The sequence below is a fragment of the Terriglobus sp. genome (assembly GCF_965201105.1).
GTDB lineage: Bacteria > Acidobacteriota > Terriglobia > Terriglobales > Acidobacteriaceae > Terriglobus.
Map to the genome: position 1 here is coordinate 3,725,443 of NZ_OZ241741.1, position 19,719 is coordinate 3,745,161.

Annotated in this window: 20 protein-coding genes; 9 read left to right on the forward strand and 11 right to left on the reverse strand. The window is 62.9% G+C overall.

Annotated elements, in window-relative coordinates; translation table 11 throughout:
- The first annotated feature begins 76 nt into the window (after positions 1–76).
- The 7 genes from ACOFKT_RS16375 to gluQRS all read left to right on the forward strand — a co-directional run bounded on the left by ACOFKT_RS16375 (position 77) and on the right by gluQRS (position 7,437).
- The gene (locus ACOFKT_RS16375) at positions 77–1,798 is read left to right on the forward strand and encodes an ATP-binding protein (RefSeq protein ID WP_419805052.1); all 1,722 of its coding nucleotides are present in this window, start codon (positions 77–79) and stop codon (positions 1,796–1,798) included.
- Between the two features lie 257 nt (positions 1,799–2,055).
- Positions 2,056–2,805 (forward strand): gamma-glutamyl-gamma-aminobutyrate hydrolase family protein, encoded by a 750-nt coding sequence (locus ACOFKT_RS16380; RefSeq protein WP_419805053.1) that lies wholly within the window; start codon positions 2,056–2,058, stop codon positions 2,803–2,805.
- On the forward strand, positions 2,792–3,409 hold the full coding sequence (gene rsmG, locus ACOFKT_RS16385) for a 16S rRNA (guanine(527)-N(7))-methyltransferase RsmG (RefSeq protein WP_419805054.1): 618 nt from the start codon (positions 2,792–2,794) through the stop codon (positions 3,407–3,409). Before ACOFKT_RS16380 ends, rsmG begins: the two co-directional genes overlap by 14 nt.
- 412 nt (positions 3,410–3,821) lie before the next feature.
- Complete coding sequence (locus tag ACOFKT_RS16390; protein WP_419805055.1) at positions 3,822–4,709, forward strand: ParA family protein; 888 nt, start codon at positions 3,822–3,824, stop codon at positions 4,707–4,709.
- A 30-nt stretch (positions 4,710–4,739) separates the two neighbouring features.
- Complete coding sequence (locus ACOFKT_RS16395) at positions 4,740–5,657, forward strand: ParB/RepB/Spo0J family partition protein (protein ID WP_419805056.1); 918 nt, start codon at positions 4,740–4,742, stop codon at positions 5,655–5,657.
- Complete coding sequence (locus tag ACOFKT_RS16400; protein WP_419805057.1) at positions 5,654–6,436, forward strand: methyltransferase family protein; 783 nt, start codon at positions 5,654–5,656, stop codon at positions 6,434–6,436. The genes ACOFKT_RS16395 and ACOFKT_RS16400 overlap by 4 nt, the downstream gene beginning before the upstream one ends.
- A gap of 143 nt (positions 6,437–6,579) precedes the next feature.
- The gene (gene gluQRS, locus ACOFKT_RS16405) at positions 6,580–7,437 is read left to right on the forward strand and encodes a tRNA glutamyl-Q(34) synthetase GluQRS (protein WP_419805058.1); all 858 of its coding nucleotides are present in this window, start codon (positions 6,580–6,582) and stop codon (positions 7,435–7,437) included.
- Between the two features lie 6 nt (positions 7,438–7,443).
- On the opposite strand, the gene ACOFKT_RS16410 is transcribed toward gluQRS, so the two are convergent.
- The 5 genes from ACOFKT_RS16410 to ACOFKT_RS16430 all read right to left on the reverse strand — a co-directional run bounded on the left by ACOFKT_RS16410 (position 7,444) and on the right by ACOFKT_RS16430 (position 10,030).
- Positions 7,444–7,737, reverse strand: coding sequence for a ribbon-helix-helix protein, CopG family (locus ACOFKT_RS16410; RefSeq protein WP_419805059.1), 294 nt, complete (start codon positions 7,735–7,737; stop codon positions 7,444–7,446).
- Between the two features lie 10 nt (positions 7,738–7,747).
- A complete protein-coding gene (locus ACOFKT_RS16415; protein ID WP_419805060.1) occupies positions 7,748–8,317 on the reverse strand; it encodes a Maf family protein in 570 nt (189 codons plus the stop codon).
- A 127-nt stretch (positions 8,318–8,444) separates the two neighbouring features.
- Positions 8,445–8,753 carry a BrnA antitoxin family protein gene (locus tag ACOFKT_RS16420; protein ID WP_419805061.1) on the reverse strand — a complete coding sequence of 103 codons (309 nt, stop codon included), beginning with the start codon at positions 8,751–8,753 and terminating at the stop codon, positions 8,445–8,447.
- Positions 8,734–9,033: a BrnT family toxin gene (locus ACOFKT_RS16425; protein ID WP_419805062.1), complete on the reverse strand. Its 300-nt coding sequence runs from the start codon at positions 9,031–9,033 to the stop codon at positions 8,734–8,736. Before ACOFKT_RS16425 ends, ACOFKT_RS16420 begins: the two co-directional genes overlap by 20 nt.
- A gap of 4 nt (positions 9,034–9,037) precedes the next feature.
- Positions 9,038–10,030, reverse strand: coding sequence for a D-hexose-6-phosphate mutarotase (locus ACOFKT_RS16430; protein ID WP_419805063.1), 993 nt, complete (start codon positions 10,028–10,030; stop codon positions 9,038–9,040).
- A gap of 66 nt (positions 10,031–10,096) precedes the next feature.
- On the opposite strand from ACOFKT_RS16430, the gene ACOFKT_RS16435 reads away from it, so the two are divergent.
- Positions 10,097–10,672 (forward strand): hypothetical protein, encoded by a 576-nt coding sequence (locus ACOFKT_RS16435; RefSeq protein ID WP_419805064.1) that lies wholly within the window; start codon positions 10,097–10,099, stop codon positions 10,670–10,672.
- 109 nt (positions 10,673–10,781) lie between these two features.
- Here the strand turns inward: ACOFKT_RS16435 and ACOFKT_RS16440 are convergent, their stop codons facing one another.
- Positions 10,782–11,921 (reverse strand): hypothetical protein, encoded by a 1,140-nt coding sequence (locus ACOFKT_RS16440; protein WP_419805065.1) that lies wholly within the window; start codon positions 11,919–11,921, stop codon positions 10,782–10,784.
- Between the two features lie 191 nt (positions 11,922–12,112).
- On the opposite strand from ACOFKT_RS16440, the gene ACOFKT_RS16445 reads away from it, so the two are divergent.
- Positions 12,113–12,628: a DUF892 family protein gene (locus tag ACOFKT_RS16445; RefSeq protein ID WP_419805066.1), complete on the forward strand. Its 516-nt coding sequence runs from the start codon at positions 12,113–12,115 to the stop codon at positions 12,626–12,628.
- 226 nt (positions 12,629–12,854) lie between these two features.
- Here ACOFKT_RS16445 and ACOFKT_RS16450 read toward each other — a convergent pair whose 3' ends face one another.
- From ACOFKT_RS16450 to ACOFKT_RS16470, 5 genes are all read right to left on the reverse strand, one after another.
- Complete coding sequence (locus ACOFKT_RS16450; protein ID WP_419805067.1) at positions 12,855–15,644, reverse strand: carboxypeptidase regulatory-like domain-containing protein; 2,790 nt, start codon at positions 15,642–15,644, stop codon at positions 12,855–12,857.
- A gap of 387 nt (positions 15,645–16,031) precedes the next feature.
- Complete coding sequence (locus ACOFKT_RS16455) at positions 16,032–16,949, reverse strand: NADP-dependent oxidoreductase (RefSeq protein WP_419805068.1); 918 nt, start codon at positions 16,947–16,949, stop codon at positions 16,032–16,034.
- Positions 16,950–17,001: 52 nt separating this feature from the next.
- Positions 17,002–17,385: a hypothetical protein gene (locus tag ACOFKT_RS16460; protein ID WP_419805069.1), complete on the reverse strand. Its 384-nt coding sequence runs from the start codon at positions 17,383–17,385 to the stop codon at positions 17,002–17,004.
- 162 nt (positions 17,386–17,547) lie between these two features.
- On the reverse strand, positions 17,548–18,348 hold the full coding sequence (locus tag ACOFKT_RS16465) for a hypothetical protein (RefSeq protein WP_419805070.1): 801 nt from the start codon (positions 18,346–18,348) through the stop codon (positions 17,548–17,550).
- A 421-nt stretch (positions 18,349–18,769) separates the two neighbouring features.
- Positions 18,770–19,264: an SRPBCC family protein gene (locus tag ACOFKT_RS16470; protein ID WP_419805071.1), complete on the reverse strand. Its 495-nt coding sequence runs from the start codon at positions 19,262–19,264 to the stop codon at positions 18,770–18,772.
- Between the last annotated feature and the right edge of the window lie 455 nt (positions 19,265–19,719).

Genomic DNA, 19,719 nt, shown 5'->3' on the forward strand with positions numbered 1-19,719 from the left:
TGCCATCCCGGCTCACATCTACCCCGAATGCGGAGTGTTCCACTACGCCCAAACGCGTCAAAATAGAGACACAGCGATGGAACTCAACCCTTCCAGCACAGCGGATAACCCAATCCACGGCGCAAGCGCGATGGCAGGCCTGATCCGCTCAACAGATTGGTCGGCCACCCCTCTTGGCGCCACCTCCACTTGGGACGCCAGCCTGCTCACCACTATCAACATGGCGCTTGCCATTCCCACCCCCGTCCAGATCTTCTGGGGGCGCGACATGACCGTCCTCTACAACGACGCGTTCGTGCCCATCCTCCAGCACAAACACCCATCGGCACTGGGACGCTCCGCCCGTGAAGTCTGGGCCGAGGTTTGGCCCGATGTCGGGCTACAACTTGAAAGCGTCTTCACCGAAGGCAAGTCCTATAGCTACAACGACCTGCCGCTTGAACTGCTCAATCATGACCGCCTGGAGCAGGGCTTTTTCACCTTCACTTACAGTCCTGTCCGCAATGGGCTCGGCCAGATCGTGGGTCTACTCAATCTGACCCAGGACAGTACAACTTCTGTGACCGGCCGCCAGGCTCTTCAGCAAAGCGAACGCCGGTTCCGCACTCTCGTTGACTCGTCCAGCGTCGGCATCGCCATCGGCAAGACCTCCGGCGAGTTCACCTACCTGAATCCCGCCCTGCAGAACCTGCTGCAGTACACCTCACAGGACGTCGACGCCGGCAAACTCCGCTGGGACAGCATCACTCCTGCAAAGTACGAAAAGGCTGACCTCCACGCCATCGAACAACTGACAACCATCGGCTACGCCGAACCCTATAAAAAGGCCTACTGCGCCAAGGACGGCACCGCGATTCCACTGCTGATCGGTGCCTTCGCGCTGCCTGTCGATCCCGAGTTCGGCGGCACCGGCGATATCGCCCTCTTCGCCACAGATCTGCGCAAACAGAAGCGCGCCGAGAGCATGCTCCTTCAATCGGAAAAGCTGGCCGCCGTTGGCAAGCTCGCCTCCTCCATCTCGCACGAGATCAACAACCCACTCGAAGCCGTGACCAACCTGCTCTACCTCGTCCGCCTCGACGATGAAATCTCCCAGCAATCGCGCGACTACCTCGAAACCGCAGACCGTGAACTCGCCCGCGTCTCCCAGGTCGCGTCCCAGACCCTCCGCTTTCATCGACAGTCCACACGGCCTACGCGCGTCGACGCAAGCTCACTCATTCAGGAAGTGTTGCTGCTTTACAGTGCGCGCTTCGGCAACTTCGGCATCCAGGTTCAGCGCGACTACGCCCCCGATGCTGCGCTCACCTGCTACGAAGGCGACATCCGCCAGGTCCTCAACAATCTCATTGGCAACGCGATCGATGCCATGCGCGGCGATGGTGGCCGTCTCATCGTGCGCACCCGTCGCGCCCACCGCCCGTCCACCGGCACACCCGGCGTCCTCATCACCATCGCCGACAACGGCGTTGGCATGCCTGACAGTACCCGCCGCCACATTTTCGACGCCTTTTACACCACCAAAGGCATTCACGGCACCGGCCTCGGCCTTTGGATCAGTTGCCGCATCGTCCACAAGCACCGCGGCTACGTCCGCGCCTACAGCTCCGACGCACCAGAACGCCACGGAACCGTCTTCCAACTCTGGCTGCCCGAGCAGCTCGCCAACACCGCCCAGGAAGCCTGGCACGAAGAAGATGTGAGCGCCGATCCACTCCCGGATGAAGTATCTCCCAGCCGCCCGGACCAGGTCGCCTCCGGCTTCCGCGACGACGACCTCGAACCCGGCATCGCCTGAAGGCCTGCAAAATAAATCGGGCGAGTCGATGCATGCGCATCCGCTCGCCCTTTTTCGATGAAGAACAGACCTGGGGGAAGCCGCCGCGCAACTCTCGTTGACGGCAAATCCAAACTAACGCAGAAGTATTCTGATTGCGCGCAGGCAAACAGATTTATTTTAATTGCAGGGGCACCTCAATTTAGTTACTTAGGTAAGTTACTATTCCGCCCCCGCTCGCAAGTCTAGTCATATCAGCAAGGTACACTGGAGCCGCCGTGCCGCCCCGCATCCTTATCCCGTGCCCGACCTCGTTCGATCCGGCCTACAACGACCAGTGCTGGCCCGAGTACGCCGCGGCGGTGGAGCGCTGTGGTGCCACGCCCGTTTTGGTTACTCTGCAAAGTACAAACCAGCAGATCGCAGCACAGTTCGCTTCCGCGCACGGCGTCCTCCTCCCTGGCAGCGGTGCGGACGTGGCGCCCGCCCGCTACGGGCATGAGGTGCAGCCCGAAACCGCGCCTGCCGATCCGGAGCGTGAACGCATCGATATGCTTCTGCTCGAACTTGCCGAGCAGCGCGAAACGCCAACGCTCGCCGTGTGCTTCGGTTTGCAATCTTTGAATGTGCATCGGGGCGGCACCCTGGTCCAGCACCTGCTCCCGATGCCCGTGAATCACCGGGCCGGGCGCTCCGTCGCCGACGCACATGCCTCCATAGTTTCTGCCGACTCGGGGCTTGGCCGCACTCTCCGCGCTGCCTCCGATGTACGGTCCGATGCTCAGGAAGGTTTTCTGCGGATTATGGTCAATTCAAGTCACCATCAGGCCATCGGCATGCCGGGCGACGGTCTTCGCGTCAGCGCGCGATCGGCGGAGGATGGAGTCGTCGAAGCCATCGAGGACAGCGATCATCCCTTTCTGGTCGGCGTGCAGTGGCACCCGGAACGCACATTCGACCACAGCGATGCGTCACGCTGTTTGCTGCAGGCGTTTGTCGGCGCCGCGAGGCAATATGGCCAAGCTTGATCCGGAGCAGATCGGTCGGCTGTTGCGTCCCTACCTGGACGGAGAACCGCCGCGTTCCCTGTACGAACGGGTACAGCGGTACATCTCTCTCCTGGAGATTTGGAACAAGAAGCTGAATCTGACCTCGGTGCGCGATCCCGAGCAGATGGTGCAGCGCCACGTGGGCGAAAGCTTCTACATGGCTCGCCTGCTGCCGGAGTTCCAGACCATGCTCGATCTCGGTTCGGGTGCCGGGTTCCCCGGCCTGCCTGTCTCCCTGCTGCGGCCTGAGGCGGACGTGATGCTGGCCGAGGCCCATGCGAAGAAAGCGGTCTTTCTGCGCGAAGCCGTGTGGATGACCGGCTCGCACGCAAGGGTTTGGGCGCACCGCGTCGAGGAAATGGAAAAGGGTTACCGGTTCGACGTGGTTACGCTGCGTGCGGTGGAGGAGATGCGCGAAGCACTGACCGCCGCCATGGAGCGCCTGGAGCCGGGCGGCACTCTTGCCTTCTTCACCGGGGAAGGAGGCGCCACGCATTTGCCCGAAGCGCACTGGGCCGACGTGACGACGCATCATGTGCCACTTTCAAGCGGTCGCATCCTGATCGCGCGTCTCGCGAAATAGCTCGTCACATTCCGAGGTGTTGCCGATCAGAATTGTTCCACGTGGAACAATTTAGGGAACGCAAGACGCACACGGGGAGAGGCAAACCACATGATCCCCGGCCACAGTCGTCTCCCGGGCTGGATTCCCGCTCTCACGAAGCGACCTGGCTAGCAGCCAGCGATTGTTCCACGTGGAACAATCGCGTTCGCAGCAATTGGTGAAACTTTCGCAGCCGGAGCTGATCCTGAGTTCTGCGCTGGCCCGCCAGGATTGTTCCACGTGGAGCAATTGCAGAGTTATCAAATGGGTATGGACACGGTCGACTCAGGTGCGAATCGAGTCAGCGACACCGCTTCCAGATGCAACCGTATTGTTCCACGTGGAACATTTGCCCGGCCCTACCCGCGTCGGCTACTCTTACGGCTACGGCATGCCGAACGAAACCCCACATTCCCAGCCCGAGCCGCCGTCCCGCGGCAAGATCATTGCCGTCGTCAACCAGAAGGGCGGCGTCGGCAAAACGACGACCGCTATCAACCTGGCGGCCGCACTCGCGCTCGAGTTGCTGCCAACCCTGCTGGTCGACTGCGATCCGCAAGCCAACAGCACCGGCGGTGTCGGCCTGTCGCGCCGCGAGGACCGCGCTTCCACCTACAACGTTCTGGTCGACGGAATCAGCGCCGCCGATGCTGTTCTGCCCACCCCGGTCGAGCACCTTTCTGTGCTGCCGGCAAGCCGCCACCTGATCGGCGCCAATTTCGAGCTCGCCGCTCAGGAAGATCGTGAGTTCCGGCTGCGGAACGCCCTTGAACCTCTGCGTAGCACCTACCGGTTTATCCTTCTCGACTGCCCGCCGTCACTCGACCTGCTCACTTTGAACGCTCTGTGCGCCGCCGATGGCCTGCTGGTCCCCATGCAGGCCGAGTACTTCGCGCTGGAAGGCATCAGCGAACTGATGAGCACGCTGGATCGTGTGGTTGCGGGATTGAACCCGACGCTGGGGCTCGAAGGCGTGCTGCTGACCATGTTCGACCCGCGCACCTCGCTTTCGCAGCAAGTCGCGGACAACCTGAAGAGTTTCTTCGGCGACAAGCTCTTCAGCACCAGCATTCCCCGGAATATTCGGCTTGCGGAAGCACCGAGCCATGGCCTGCCGGTCATCCTGTACGATCCGCGCTCGCGTGGTGCCGAAGCGTACCAGGAGCTCGCGCGGGAGATCCTGAAGCGCAACGGTGTGGAAAGCCCACGCGCCGCACAGTTTGCCGCAGACCGCAAATCCAAGAAGGCAGAAGTGCGGTTCTGGCCGTACAACCGCTGACCCGCATACCTCTGATTCGGAGAAATCATTATGGCTGCCGCCACACCCCCGAAACGTCCCGCCCTGGGCAAAGGCCTGGATGCGCTTTTACCGCCACGGCCCGGCACCACATCCGGCAGCGCCGCATCGATTCAGGCTTCCGCCCCGGAAACGAACGCCGGGACCGCCCTGCAGATACCGCTGGAGCGCATCGAGCGGAACCCATACCAGACCCGCACCGCGTTCGACGAGAGCGCGCTAAAGGAGCTGGCGCAGTCGATCGCCTCCATCGGCGTGGTGCAACCAGTGACGGTACGCGCCCTGCCGAACGGCAACTTTCAGTTGATCGCGGGCGAACGGCGCTGGCTGGCTTCGAAGCAGGCCGGCAAAGCCACGATTCCGGCGATGGTGGTGCAGGCCTCCGACGCGCAGACGATGGAGATGACCATTGTTGAGAATCTGCAGCGCGCCGACCTGAATCCGATGGAGCAGGCACGCGCCTTCGACCGGCTCGGGCGCGAGTTCCACCTGACACAGGAGCAGATGGCGAGCCGCACCGGCAAGGACCGTGCTTCCATCGGCAATTTTTTGCGGCTGCTGAAGCTGCCGGAGCCGGTGCAGAGCCAATTGGAGAGCGGCTGGCTCAGCTTTGGCCATGCCAAGGCGCTGATGGCGCTGGAGTCGCCGGAGCAGATTGTGAACGCGGTCAAGAAGATCAATTCACTGTCTCTCTCGGTCCGCGCCACGGAAAGTATGGTCAAACGGCTGCTGGATCCAGAGGCGAAGCTGGGCAAGGCCGCTCCTGAAGCCGAAGAGATCGACCCGAACGTGAAGGAGGCGCAGGACAGCATTCAGCGCCGGGTCGGCTTGCGCACGCGCATTGAGGACAAGCGTGGAAAAGGACGCGTGATCATTGAGTACCGCACCCTGGAGGACTTTGACCGGTTGTTGGAGATGCTGGGACAGTGACTCCAAAATCAGTTAAGCCGCTTCCCGAGTTTCTGCGCGCGACCGCGTTTGAATACAAGCACCGCTTTGTGATTCACGGCCTGGTGTACGTGGTGGGTTTCGCCGCACCCTGGCACTTGCCTTTCTGGGGTTTCTTGCAGAACCAGAGTTCCTGGTTTTTGATCGCCAGTGCTGCTTCGAAGCCGAGCTTCGCGAATTTCGCGCCGGTTTGGAATGCGCTCTGTGGGGCGATGCTGCTGTTTGCGGCGGCGGGCGCCTTTTTGAGGGTATGGGGCGCAGCCTACCTGGGCGCGGCCACGGTCCACCAGGGCGGCCTGAACGGGGCGCAGGTGATCGCAGGCGGACCCTACCGGTTTGTGCGTAACCCATTGTATCTAGGCACGTTCCTGCATTCGGTCGCGATCGTGATGCTGATGCGGCCGGAGGCGGCGGTGCTGACGCTGGTGCTGCTGGCGGTAATGCAGGTGCGCCTGATCGGGCGCGAGGAGCCGTTTCTGCTGCAGCGGCAAGGGGCAGCGTACGCCACTTATTGCGAACGGGTTCCCAGGATACTGCCGCGGATGCGGCCGGGTGTGGTGGGGTCCGGTGCGCGGGCGGACTGGCGGCAGGGTCTGCTGAGCGAGGTGTATGTGCTGGGGGCGGCGTTGACGCTGGCGATAGCGGGTTGGACGAAGGGGTTCGGGTGGGACTCGAGCCTTTGGCATGTGGTGCAGGGGCTGGTAATTTCGCTGGGGCTGTCGGTGGTGGCGCATGCGTTTATTCCAAGGGCAGCGAGTTAGTGGGTCTTGTGCCTCGCTACTCGCGTTGAAAATGCGGTTTAGGTGCAAGCACCGAGTCCGCTGCGCACCCACGGTGAAGCTGTGGGTGCTCCGGTCGAAATGACAATATCGTGGCAGGGCGGGGCGGGGGTGCTCCGATAGAAATGCCGACTGACACCATCGCGTACCGGGGGCGGATTGCGCCGTCGCCTACGGGGTATTTGCACCTGGGGCACGCGCGGACGTTTCTGATTGCGGCGGAGCGGGCCGCCGCTGCCGGTGGTGTGCTGGTGCTGCGCGATGAGGACCTGGATCGGGACAGGGCGCGGCCGGAGTATGCGCGGGCGATGCTGGAGGATCTCCATTGGCTGGGACTGCGTTGGGATGAGGGACCGCAGGCGCCGGGCGAGGAGGCCGGTGCGTATGGGCCGTACCGGCAGAGCGCGCGGTTCACTTTGTATCGCAAAGTGATTGCGGAGCTTGCGGAGGGTGGGTGGCTGTACCGGTGTGTGTGTTCGCGGAAGGATCTGGCGACCGCGGTGCGGGCGCCGCATGCGGAGGATGAGGACGAGCCGGTGTATCCGAAAACCTGCCGCGGGCGTGGGTGCGAGGGCGATGGGGCGCTGCGGTTTCGGGTGCGGGATGGGGAGGCCGTCTTGTTTGAGGATGGTGGCCTGGGACCGCAGAGCTTTGTGGCGGGCGTGGACTTTGGGGATTTCGTGGTGGAGCGCCGGGACGGTGTGCCGAGCTATCAGCTGGCATGTGTAGCGGATGATTTTGCGATGGGGATCACGGAGGTGGTGCGTGGGCGAGATTTGTTGCGATCGACGGCGCGGCAGATCCTGCTGCAACGGGCGCTTGGTTATCCGCAGCCGGCGTATTTTCATTGCCTGTTGCTGGTGGATGCGCACGGGCAGCGGTTGGCGAAACGGTCGGATGCGGTGAGTTTGCGGGCGTTGCGTTCTGCGGGCAAGACGGTGGCGGAGGTGCGGGCGATGGCGATGGGTGGGGTGGTGCGGTGAACCAAGCTAGCTGTGGCCGCGTTTCGGCTTGCCGACGTGGCGTGCCTGAACAGCGAGGTGGCGACGGTCGAGCGCGTCTCGCAACATTGTCTTGATGACGGCTTGACGGCTTACATTCAGAGCACTCGCTTCACGGTCGAGTTCTTCGAGCATGGGAGCGCTGAAATCTACGTTGACGCGCCTGTTGGACGGGCGAACCACGGAGAAGCTGTTGCTAAAGTGCCTGGATATGTCCTGCCCACGATCAGCCATCTCGGCGATGGCGTAGGCGGTCACCTGATTAGCCGATGTCTTCTTCATAGGCGTCGCGTTAGAGCAGGCCGGCGTGGTGGAGCATGTGGCGGACTCGGGCGAGGGGGAGGCCGACGACGTTGGAGTAGTCGCCTTCGATGCGGGGGATGAACTGGGCGGCGATGCCCTGGATGCCATAGGCTCCGGCCTTGTCGAGCGGTTCGCCGGTGCGGATGTAGCGGTCGATCATTTCGATGGTCATTTGACTAAAGGTGACGGTGGTCTGCTCGGATTCGACGGTTGTTTGATTGTTTGAATGGAGTGCGACGCCGGTGATGGCCTGGTGGGTGCGGCCCTGCAGCAGATGGAGCATGCGGCGGGCGTCTGCGGGGTCTATTGGTTTGCCGAGGATGAGGTTGTCGTGGTCCTGGGTAAGAACGACGGTGGTGTCGGCGGCGAGGATGTTGGCTTCGGGGTGGCGGTGGGCGATGGCCTGGGCTTTTTCACGCGCGAGGCGTTTCGTGTAGGTGGTTGGGTCTTCGTTCGGGTGGGGGGTTTCGTCGATATCGGCGGCTTCGATGGAGAAGGGCAGGCCGAGGTGGGCAAGGAGTTCGCGGCGGCGGGGTGAGGCGGAGGCGAGGATGAGCATGCAATCACCACCTTAGCCGCAAAGAGCGCGGCGAAGGTGGGGCACCGCCGAGGGTGCCGGATCGGATGTGGCTGCGGGACCTGCCTCGGCGGCTAAAGCGCGATTTCGCTCCGCGTCCGTGTTTGCATCAGCTTTGCCTGGAGGCGGCCAGCATTTCACGGCGCAGGATGGCATTGATGCGGGACTGATAGCCTTTGCCCTGACCTTTGAGCCATTCGAGAACATCAGCATCCACGCGAGCAGTGATCTGACGCTTGACGGGCCTGTAGAACGCGCCTCGTCGAGCATGCCTGAGCTGTTCGTCGGTGAGCGGCGGGATGTCGCCGTAGTCAATTTCGCTTTCGGGCCGTTCCGACAGCGCTTTCAGGGCTGCCTGCTGTGCCTTTGTGAGAGGTGGCAGGCTCGTCAGAATGTGGCTAACTATCTTCGTTTTCATAGAACCGCCTCTCCCTGCGATCCGCCCGACGAGCGGAGATGATGCGTATCACCGTTTCCGCCTGATCCTCATCGCGAACGGTATGGGCCACCATGATCAACAGAACTCCGTAGACCATGCCAAAGGTCTGCCAGCGTGCTTCGCCGCGTTCGGTCCGATCCTGAATGGAGACGTGTAACGGATCGCGAAAGACTTGAGCAGCCTCTTCGAAGCTCAGATGATGCTTGCGCTGATTTGCAAGATTTTTGGCCTCGTCCCATTCGAAGCGAAGTGGCTCCACAGGATTATTGTAACGACATTTGTGTCGTGCCGTTGTGGTCGCCGGACCCTTCGTGTTGGGTGGTTTTGGTGATGTGGAGGGTGGAGGACATGCGGTGGGTCTGGTTGGGGGCAAGGGTGATGCGGTTGTCGGCGGCGTTGACGGTTTCGACGCAGACGAAGTGTTGCCAGGAGTCGGGGGCGAGGTCGGGGAGGGTGGGAGTCATGACGGACCATGGGTTCCAGGTGACGGTGGTGTCCGATCCTCCCTTTACGACGTGGATGTCGCGGTGGTTGCTGGCGTCGTGGATGGTGAGGGGGGACGCGGTGGAGAGGTGGACCTGGTCGACGTCGCGGGTGTAGTGGAGGAGGCGGTCGGTCTGGACTTTTTTGGCGAAGTTGTCGCGCTTGTCGAGGTAGGTGGTGCCCTGGAGGCCCTCGGTGGTGGTTTGGTGGATGTCGCCGATGGCGAAGTAGGTGTGGAGGCCTTCTTCGAAGGTGATGGGGGCGGTGCCGTGGTTGGTGACTTCAAGCGTGATGGCGAGGTCGGCGCCGATGACGAAGTGGATGGTGGCGGCGCAGTTGCCGTAGCCGGCGTGCTGGAGGTCGGGGGTGCTGGGGAGGGTGAGGGTGAGGTGGACGTCGCCGGTGGGGTCGAGGTGGGTGGAGTGGACGGTCCACTCGGTGATGCGGGCGAAGCCGTGCATGGGCTGGTGCTGGTTGTCCCAGCCGGCGGCGAACCAGGGGTAGAGGACGGGGATGCCGCCGCGGACGGGTTTGCCGGGGGCGAAGGCGGAGCGGGGCGAGACGTAGATGACGGGTTGGGTGCCGGCGGGGTTCCAACGGGTGAGGTGGGCGCCCTGGAGGAGGACCGTGGCCTCGGAGGCCGGGGTGGTGATGCGGGCTTCGACGAGGTCGTGATTGCCGGTGCCGTCGCCGAGGTGAAAGGTGAGGTGGTCCTGGATGGCGAGGTGTTGGAGGGACTCGGGGGTTTGGGCTGGGGGGATCTGGGTCGGCATCGTTCGGTGCGCTCCTGGCAGCAGTATCGCTCCCGGTGAGAGATTCGCGTGTCGGTCGGAGATCGCGTGCCGGAACGGAACGAAAGCAACCGCTGGAAGACGCTGGCATCTGTCAGTTGCGAAGAGGGCTTGGACGTGGCAACCGGAAAGCTTCACCTATTCGGAATATTGAACCGCGTGCCGCGCAGGTTCGCGCTGGCGGCGCTGTGTACCGGTATGGCTTCGTTCGGCCTTATCCTGCTTTCGATGGGTGTGCCGGGTCCCGGCATTACGCTGTTTCGCTCGCTGGAGCGCGCTACCGGCGAGGCGGAGTGGACCACAGCGTTGGCTTATGCGCTGATGGTGTTGACGGTGTGGCTGGCCGGCGCAGGTATTCTGCTGTCGGTCATTCGATTTGTGGTGAGGCCTATCCTGCTGTGGCGCAGCTATCCTTCCGAAGGGGTCGTGCGGTACGTGGGGCAGACGGGCAGTTCCGTGAACAACATGCCCGTGATGCGGCTGGAGCTGAGTGTGTCCACACCGAACGGACCAGTGATGGCGACAGTGCGAAAGCTCATGGACATTAGTCGCATTCCAAGAATGGGTGAGGTAGTCGCGGTGAATGTGAGTTCGGTGGATCCCACCTGCGTCGGCTTGCGCTGATCCGCACGCGGAGTTCATAAAGTCGCGCGGTTTTGTGGTCACGGGCATGTGAAGTTGGTACGGCTTCCGAACCCACGTCCGATGATCCGGACGTGGGGCACACATCGTTTTAGCGGGCAGTGAGGGTGATGGTGTTGCCGGAGGTGCTGGTTTCTTCGGCGAGGGTTTTGGGGGCGGCCCAGGTGGGGGTGGTGAACTGGAGGGCGGCGGTGCGGTCGGCGGCGTCGCCGGTGGTGGTTAGGTTGGCGGTGGCGATTGCTTTTTTCTTGCCGATGGTGAGGTCCATGGTGGCGGTGTTGGTTGTTGTGTTCAGGCCGGGGGTGAAGGTGAGGGCGGCGGCGTGCTTTTCGCCACCTTTGGTGCTGGGCATGTAGAGGATGCGGTCGGTGGAGAAGGTGTCGCCGCTGCGGGTGGCTTCGATGACTTCGCGGATGGCGGGGTGGAAGCGGTCGGTGGCGGTGAGGGTGAACCTGGGGCCGTCGACTTTGTCGATCTTGAGGGAAAGGTGGTCGTGGCGGTCATCGTCGAGTTCCCAGGTGTTGCCGGTGGTCAGGGCGCTGGGGTATTTGCTGACGGTCCAGGTTTGTGTGCCCTTGTAGAAGACGAGCGTGTGGGCGCTGGAGGTGATAGCGCCACGGTAGGGGACGAAATAGGGAGGGTGGGCGAACTCCTTCCAGACCTCGGCGGTGGAGACGGCGTTGCCGACCTTGAGGGCGGTGCCTTCGCCGGCGAGTGCGCCGAGTTCGCGGTAGGCGAAGACCGGGATGGGGGCGTCGGGGATGGGCTGGAGGCCGGAGCCCTGCTCGGAGATGTCGGAGCCCTGGACGAAGCGGAACTCGACGGGTTTTTCGTCGTGGGTGGAGAAGCGGACGGTGGTGGTGGCGCCGACCTTGTCGGTTTCGTCGGCTTCTACGGCGAAGTCGGCTTTGAAGCTGGGTGCGCCGGAGGCTTTGTAGTAGGCGACGAGGGCGTCGGTGTTGGAGTAGTTGGTGGTGGTGCCGTCCTTTGCGGTGAAGGCGGCGTGGTAGGCGGGCTGCTTGGAGTTCGAGCTGTCGCCGGCTCCGGCCGGATTGGCCTCGAACATGAACATGGTGTAGGGGAGTTCGGGGCCGGTGATGAACTGGATGTACTGGGTGGGCCAGTACTGATAGCTGACGATGGGGCCGAGCGGGGGTGGGGCGGGCTTGGTGGTTTGGGCGGTTAGGGTGGTGGCGGTCAGCGCCGCGAGAAGAGCGATGGTGGTGCGCATGTTGGATTCCTCACCTCGGCGGCTGAAGCCGCGGTTTGTGGTGCGTTAGGGTTCTACCTCGGCGGCGGCTAAAGCCGCTTCGGCGCTCGTGCTTCGTTGGGCTCAGGACAATAAGCGCCGTTGACGATCCGATTGCCAACGGCCTGGAAAGGCCAAAACTCTAAGGGAGGGAACGGATAAGGAGAACCTCAGTGGGACTGATCACACCGAACGAATACGACGACCTACGCTCGCTCTACATCGGGCAGCTGCAATATCTGCTCTCGACCGAAACGCAAATTGTTAAGGGTCTGGAGAGCATGATCGAGCATGCCCAGGACACCCAGCTGAAGCAGGCATTCCAGTCTCATCAGCAGGAGACGGAAGTGCAGGCAGATCGCCTTAGAAAGCTGCTGACCGACCTGACAGACGACGATGACGACAAGAAGGATCCGATCATGACGGCGCTGATTTCGAGCGGGGTCAACATCGTCCGTGAGTCGAGTGAAGGACCGGTTCGCGATGCGGGCCTGATTGCGACTGCCCAGAAGATTGAGCATTACGAGATCGCCTCTTATGGTTCGGCACGGGATTGGGCAACGATCCTGAGACTGACCGACCACGCTCAGGTTCTGGAGAAAACTCTGGAGGAAGAGAAGCGGACCGACAAGCTGCTGACTTCCATTGCGCAGCGTGAGAATGTGGAAGCGGGGACGGTCACGGCGTAGGTTGCATTCACTTTTTTGCACGACACATGCGATGTAAGCGGAACCATCCTGCTGCGCGGCGCGTGGATGGATGGCGTGAAGACTTGTAAGGATGGGGGAGCCTACTGGCTCCCTTTTCCGCGTGTTGAGGAAGCCGACGCGATCGCGTTGGGAAGATGCATTCATTTGCGGGCGCTCCGGTCGTAGTTGGATCGTCATGGTCGCTCTCACGAGGATTACCGGCGGGTTAGAAGGCGAAGCGGAGGCCGGCTTCGATGCGGCGGCCAGGGTCGGCGGCGTAGGCGCGGTTGAAGAGTGGGCTGCCGAGGACGCCGCCGACGGCGGTGACGTTCGTGTGGTTGAGCAGGTTGGTGGAGCGGAGGTTGGCGGTGAGGGTGCGGGCTGTGTCGTTTTTGCTGCTGCCCGACACTTTGAACTCGCGGCTGAGGTTGCCGTCGAGATGGATGTTCCAGGGCAGGGTGCCGGTGTTGCGGAGGATGGGGCTGCCGGGTGTGCCGTATGCGGGGTTGGTGAGGCCGGTGTTGCCGGTGCTCTCGGTGCTCCCGTTGATTCCGTTGATGCCGCTGTTGCCGGTGCTGGTGAGAAGGCCGAAGGGTGTGCCGATGGCGGCTGGGTCACTTTGTGATGCAAAGTGGGGACGGTCGTTGAAGATGCCGTCGCCGTTGTTGTCGAAGCCGGTGGTGACGTTGAAGGGGACGCCGCTGGCGGTGTTGAACTGGTTGGACAGAACGATGCCGAGCGGGAAGACGTAGTTGGTGAAGGCGAAGACCTGGTGGGTGGCCTGCCAGGTGGGGCGGGCGTATTCGCCGGCGTCGGTGAAGGTGGACTGCGGGAATGTTGCGGGTGTGTCGGCGTTGGTGCGCAGGTTCATGTGGAGATAGCCGACGAAGATCTGGAGCTTTTTGAAGGAGTGCTGGTCGAGGTCGGCGAAGAGGACGTTGCCGCCGAGGCCGCCGGTTTGCTGGTACTGGTAGAGGTTTAGATTGGCGGGGCCGGGGCGGGTGCCGTTGGGGTTGATCTCCGTCGCGAATGTGGGCAGAGGAGCGTTGATGTTGCGGGAGCGGAGGTCGTTCCAGGCGCGGGCGAGATAGAGATTGACCTGGGCGTGCCAGTGCTGGGGGAAGTCGTGCTCGATGCCGAAGTGGGTCTGGACGGAGGGCACCTGCGAGAGCGATGGAAGCGGTGCGCGCAGGGTGATGACGCGCGCGGTGCCGGTGGTGGCCGGTGTGCCGTAGACGGGGTTGTCGATTTGGAGCTGGGTCTGGTTGGTGCCGTTGAGGCGGTTGGCTTCGAGCGTGGTTTGACTATCGATGGCGGTGAAGAAGAGGCCGGTGCGGACGTGGAAGACCCAGCGCTGCTTGCGGTCCGGGGCCCAGGCCAAGCCGAGGCGCGGAGCGATGTTGCCGAGGGTGGTGGGCGAGGTTTGCATAGACCAGCGCAGGCCGCCGGAGAGTTCGAGTCGTGGGCGGAGCTTCCACTGGTCCTGGGCGAAGAGGACGATGCGGAGTTGGTTGAGGCCGATGGGCACGGCGCCGGTGGTGACGGCGAACTGCGTGGGTTTGCCGCCGGGCAGGTTCAGGAGCGCGCGGCGGTACTGCTCAAGACCGGTGATGAAAGTGGTCTGCGCGGAGGCGGTGTTGTTGGGGCTGAGGACGGGTGCGGTGCCGCCGCCGAAGATGTAGGTGCCGTTGTGGTTGGTGGGCAGATCGTCATTCAAATGATTGTTTAAGAGTTGAAGCCCGGCCTTGATGTTGTGCTTGCGGTGCTGCAGGAGGATGTCGTCGTCGAACTCGGTGTCGAGTTCATGGGAGCGCAGGGCCTGGGTAGTGGCACCGCCGCCGGTGAAAGCTCCCGCGACGGAGAGCTGGGGCGCGGTGGAGAGGGGCGTGTCGTCGCGCAGACGCCAGGTGAGGCCGAGGCGCGATTCGTGCAGGAGGCTGGCGCTGACGGTCTGCAGATTGGTGAGGCGGATGGCGTGCTCGCTTTGCGAGGAGTTGTAGCCGGCCTGCTGCAATGTGGAGCCGCCGACGCCGACGTTGGTGAGGCCGTTGACGGTGGCGGTGTAGGTGCCGGTGAAGTTGTTGTGGGGGCCGAGCAGGAGGCCGAAGCGTGCGGAGGCCTCCCAGAGCGATTGGGGCGTGGGGACGTTTGCGGTGACCTGCTGCGGGATGGCGTTCGCGTTGAGTGTGACGGCATTGACGACGGCGAACTGATCGATTTGCCGGTGTTCGAGGGCGATGAAGAAGTCGGCGCGATTGGTGCGGATGGGGCCGCCGAGCTCAAAGCCGTAGCGCTGGCGGCCGATGGCGGCCCTGGTGGGTGCGAAGGGGTCGGCGGCGTTGATGAACTGGCCGGACTGGGTGGTGAAAAGCGCGCCGTGGAGTTTGCCCTGGCCGGGCTTGGTGTAGATTTCGACGCGGCCGCCCTGGTAGGGCGGGCGCTCGTACTCGGCCGAGAAGAGGTCGGGGTTGACGCGAATGAAGGCGATGGCGGACTTGGGCGGGATGCGGCCGCCGTTCTGGAAGCCGTCGATGGCGATGATGGCCTGGCCGGGCGCGCCACCTGCGGCGGCGGCGAGGATCTGGAGCTGGCGGCCGAACTCGTCGGGGTCGTCGGCGAGCTGCTTGATCTCGTCGCCACGGAGTTCTTTGGTGCCGGCGACGGAGGTGTTGGAGACGGGGTCTTCGTCGACGGCGTCGATGGAGGTCTGGACGGTGGAGGGTTTGAGGCGAAGGGTGAGCGGGTGGGTTGCGCCAAGGCGAGTTGGGTCGAGATTTGTGGTCGTGGGCTCGAAGTTTTCGGCTTCGACGCGGAGGGTGTGCGGGCCGGTGGTGAGGCAGGTGCTGGTGAAGTGGCCGTGCGCGTCGGTGACGCCGGCGGGTTTGTTGTCGAGGGTGACGGGGGCGCTGACGATGGCGGCGCCGGTGGTGTCGAGGACTTCGACCTGCGCGCGTGGGCAGTCCTGTGCGTTTGCCGCGGCGGCGATGACGGCGGCGAGCAGAGGGATGTAGCGCATCGGAAGGTCTCCTAAAGCGAGCGGGGATGCTCAGCAGTACGAGATCTAGTGTGGTTCTTGTTCCGTTGTGAGGGGAGTGCGGGGCGTCAGGGGTGTGGGGTGACAGGTGTCATGCGCGAGGGTTGGGCTGGATTCCGTTGTCAAGAATGCAGGTTTCTCCGCTGCGCACCTCACGGTGAAGCTGTGAGGTGCTTCGGTCGAAATGACAAGGTTTGGGGAGGCGAAGAGGTGTGGGCGGGTTGGGAAAAATGCGGGTTTCTCCACTTCGGACGAACGATGAAGCTGTTCGTCCTCCGGTCGAAATGACAAGGTTTGAGGGAGCGAAGAAGCTGTTGGGGCGAAGGAGCTATGGGGTGAGCCATGCCCTGTGGCCCCATGGGTTTGTGGTTACAGGGCCAGCAGGAGGACTTTGCCGCCCGAGTCTTTTTCGGCGAAGGTCTGGGCTTTGCCGGCGTCTTCGAGAGAGAAGCGGGTGGCGATGGGGAGGGAGAACTTGCCGGAGTGGAGGTCTTCGGCGAAGTCCTTCAGACGATTGCTATCGGGGTGCGCGTGCATCATGGCAACGCGGACGGTGGGGTGGAGCTCGGCGCCGGCAACTGGGCCAGTGAGGCTGCCGAAGACGCCACCATCGCGGACGTGGTTGAGTAGGGTGGTGGCGACGGCACCGCCCACGGTGTCGGCGACGCAGTCGAAGCGACCGAGTTGCTGCATTGCGTCTTCGTCATCGAGGGCGACAACGCCGTCGACGCCGAGCGCTTTGGCTTCGTCGATGTGCTTCTTGCGGACCCCGGCGAAGACCTTTGCACCGAGTGACTTGGCGGAATGCACGGCACAGCGGCCGACGCTGCCGGTTGCGCCGCTGATCAGGACAGACTGGCCGGGCTCTACCTGGCAGGCCTCGCGGATGAGCTGGTCGCCGGTGAGGGCGACGAGCGGCAGAGCGGCGGCGTCGACCGTGTCCATGCCGTCGGGGATGTGTGTGATGAGGGAGGCGGGCAGGGTGACGAGCTCGGCATAGGTGTTCTTTGCGAGAGCCACGACGCGGTCGCCGGTGGTGACGCCGGAGACGTTCCTGCCGACGGCGCGGACAATGCCGGTGACATCGAAGCCGAGGATGGCGGGCAGCGACACGCCCATCATGGAGGCGACCTGACTACTGGAGCGGATCTTCCAATCGGCGGGGTTGATGCTGCTGGCGGCAACGGCGATGAGCACTTCGTCGTCGTTGATTTCCGGGTCGGGAACGTCGGTTTTGTAGAGGAGCTTTTCCGGACCGCCGAACTCTTCGAGCACGATTGCTTTCATTGGTGTTTTTCCTTGCCGTGAGTTGGGATGCGCTTTGGCGATGTGACGCGAGCTATGCCGTCGGCTGCGTGTAGTTTGGCAAGCTGCGGGCGCGACGGACATAGCGGACAAGGAAGAAAACGGACACACCGACTATGAGAAGGCCAAACGCGGTGAAACAGATGGCATTGCCATGCGGTCCGAAATGCTGGTTGCCGAAGCCTTTTGTGTTTGCCATCTCACCGGGATCGTCGAAGTTGTGGATGCCGACGGCTGTGAGCGCCACGCCTAGGGCGGCGAGGAGGACCAGGCGGATCATGCGACCGGCCAGGGCGGATCGATTTGCTAGGGCGCGGGATTCGCGTGCGATTTTGTTCCACTTGGCGGCCTTGACCAGGCGTTCCTGGCGTTGTTCTTCGGTTTCGCCGGGTCCAAGCCGTGGATCATCGAGACGCATGGAAACTCCTGGAGCTCAGGTGAGTGAGAAGGTGTTCCTCTCGCCGCCATGTGGGATGCGGCAATTGTGTGTCAGGATGTGGAGGGTTGGTGCTGCAGGGGCTTCGTTTCCCGTGCAGATCACGTTCTGAGGAGCAGAAAGTGCTGTCCGGCGGGCTGTTTCCTAGCGGCTGGCGAGGGGCTTCGTTGCGGTCAGAGCCGCCATGGCAGCGGGGGCAGGTTCCGCGTCCTGTTGCTGCATGGCTGTTTTCAGGAAGCCTTCGACACGGGCCCAGATCTCGGGGTCGTTCTCTATCATGATGTGCTGCCGCATGAAGGTGCGAGCGAACCACGGAAAACGGGTGATGTCGATGGTGTGCCGTGCACCGTAGTGGTACTGCTGGTTGACCAGGATGGTGGTTCTGCTGGCGTCTTCCGCGTGGATGGAAGCGCGCCCGCGAAGGAGGCCGTCGCGCTGGTAGAGATTAACGGCTTCCTGCACGTTGGCCGGGATGTCCTGGTCGTCCTCACCGTGCTTCTGCACGGAGTCCACCTGGACCGTGAGTGCGACCGGAATGCCCTGGGCCTGGAGCGACCGGGCAAGGGTTACCGTTTCCGAGGCACCCCAGCTATGGCCATAGATGGCAATCTGGACGGACGCCCGCTCGGCTTGGCTGATCCTGTGGTCGCCGTCTTGATCGATCAGGTTGAGGATGGTCCTGAGTGCGGTGCCGCCGTTGTGATTTGCGAACACCAGAACGTGGAGGTTCTCTGTGGCCGGCTCGCGAAGGTCCTGGGCGATGACTGCTTCCTTGTGCAGGAGATTGTCCGGCTTCACCCGGCCGCCCATGAAGCCGACGATCAGGCGGAGGGGATGAATGGCACCGGGCTTGCCACTGCCGCTGCCGGCGAACGGCTTTGCGGCGTTGACGCCCGGGCCTGCCAGTGCTGGAAGCACCTGTGCCGCGAAGCAGAGGACGAACATACAAGCAAAGCGAACGGCGGCAGAATTCCGGGAAGGCATGAGAAGCCATACTAGAGGGCTGCGTTGATCTTCGTGATCCCCCTTCGGAGGGAGACGTGCCACACGAACATCTCTGTTCATGCGCTGATCGGGCGCAACTGCCGAGGGAGTTGGGTTTGGGAACCCGGAGCGGCGAATCGCGCGTCTGCTTCCCCGCTAGGGATTGGCCGGCGACGCGGGAAGGGCCGGCGACGCCGATGAGGTCTGCGGGGCAGTTTCTGTGGGTAGAAACTGCGGAGCATTGTCCTGAAACTTTGGACCGACTCCTGGTGAGAGACCTTCTTTACTAGACGCAAGAAGCGGTCCCTGACTGAAGCGGACAGGTCGTCTTTCCTCTGCGTGGTTCTTATTGGCGGCGGGGATGGCGCCCGATGTGCGGCGGTCAGAGGTACTGGTCGCCTTCGGGGGTGGTGGCCAGGCGGGTGAGCAGGTTCATGCGGGAGCGCAGGGTTTTAGCGATGTAAGGAAGCATGAGGAAGCGGGCGACGAGGGCGCCGGCGAGGCCGAAGGGGAGGGCGAAGCGGATTTCGTCCTGGAGCAGGGTAGCGCTGGGGCCGGCCGCGAGCATGTGATGGTTGTGCTGGAAGAAGGCGAAGCGGCCGCGTTCCTGCGAGTCCTGAAACCAGGCGACCTGGTTGCCGCGGTCATCGGTGTGCGGGGCGGCGTAGTCGGTGATGAGGGTGAGGTGGTGCTGGGGGAGGCCGAAGAGCCAGCCTCGCCAGAGGACGCGGCTGTGGAGTTCGACGTGGCCCGTCGTGACGCCCTGAACGGGCGTGAAGCCGAGGGTGCGGGCGACGGCCGGGACGGAGGTGGAGAGGGCGAAGACGCGGCTGAGCGGGGCGGGGATGAGCTGGCGGTCGCGGAGGTGGAAGAGCATTGTGGGGTTGGATGCTTAGGCCGTCCTGCCGTAGCTGCTGCACGTGTGATCTGACGAAATTGACAAACTGTCATATTGCGCGAAACATCTTAGGTATCGTGTTACGCGTTGCAACATGTGACACGTGACCGGGGTTCCGGTGTTCCTGCACCGAAACCCGCGATCGGTTGTGGTTCTACAGGTGATGATGCAGGTCGTATATCAGGCCTATAACCTGACGAACGAGCCAGACAACATTGCCTGCTCCAAGAGGCAGCAGTACGAGCTGCCTCCGACGACGGAACGACATCTTCTTCATCGAGATGCCCTCCTCAGGAAGTACGACTCGGCCCCGGTTCCTGCCGGGGCTTTGTCGTACGTGAGAGCAACGTGCGTCCCACTGATTACGTAGTATGCGGCGATTGAGGCGTTTGTGGACTTTTGACGGGAAAAAGTCGACATTGGCGGCTGAAGCT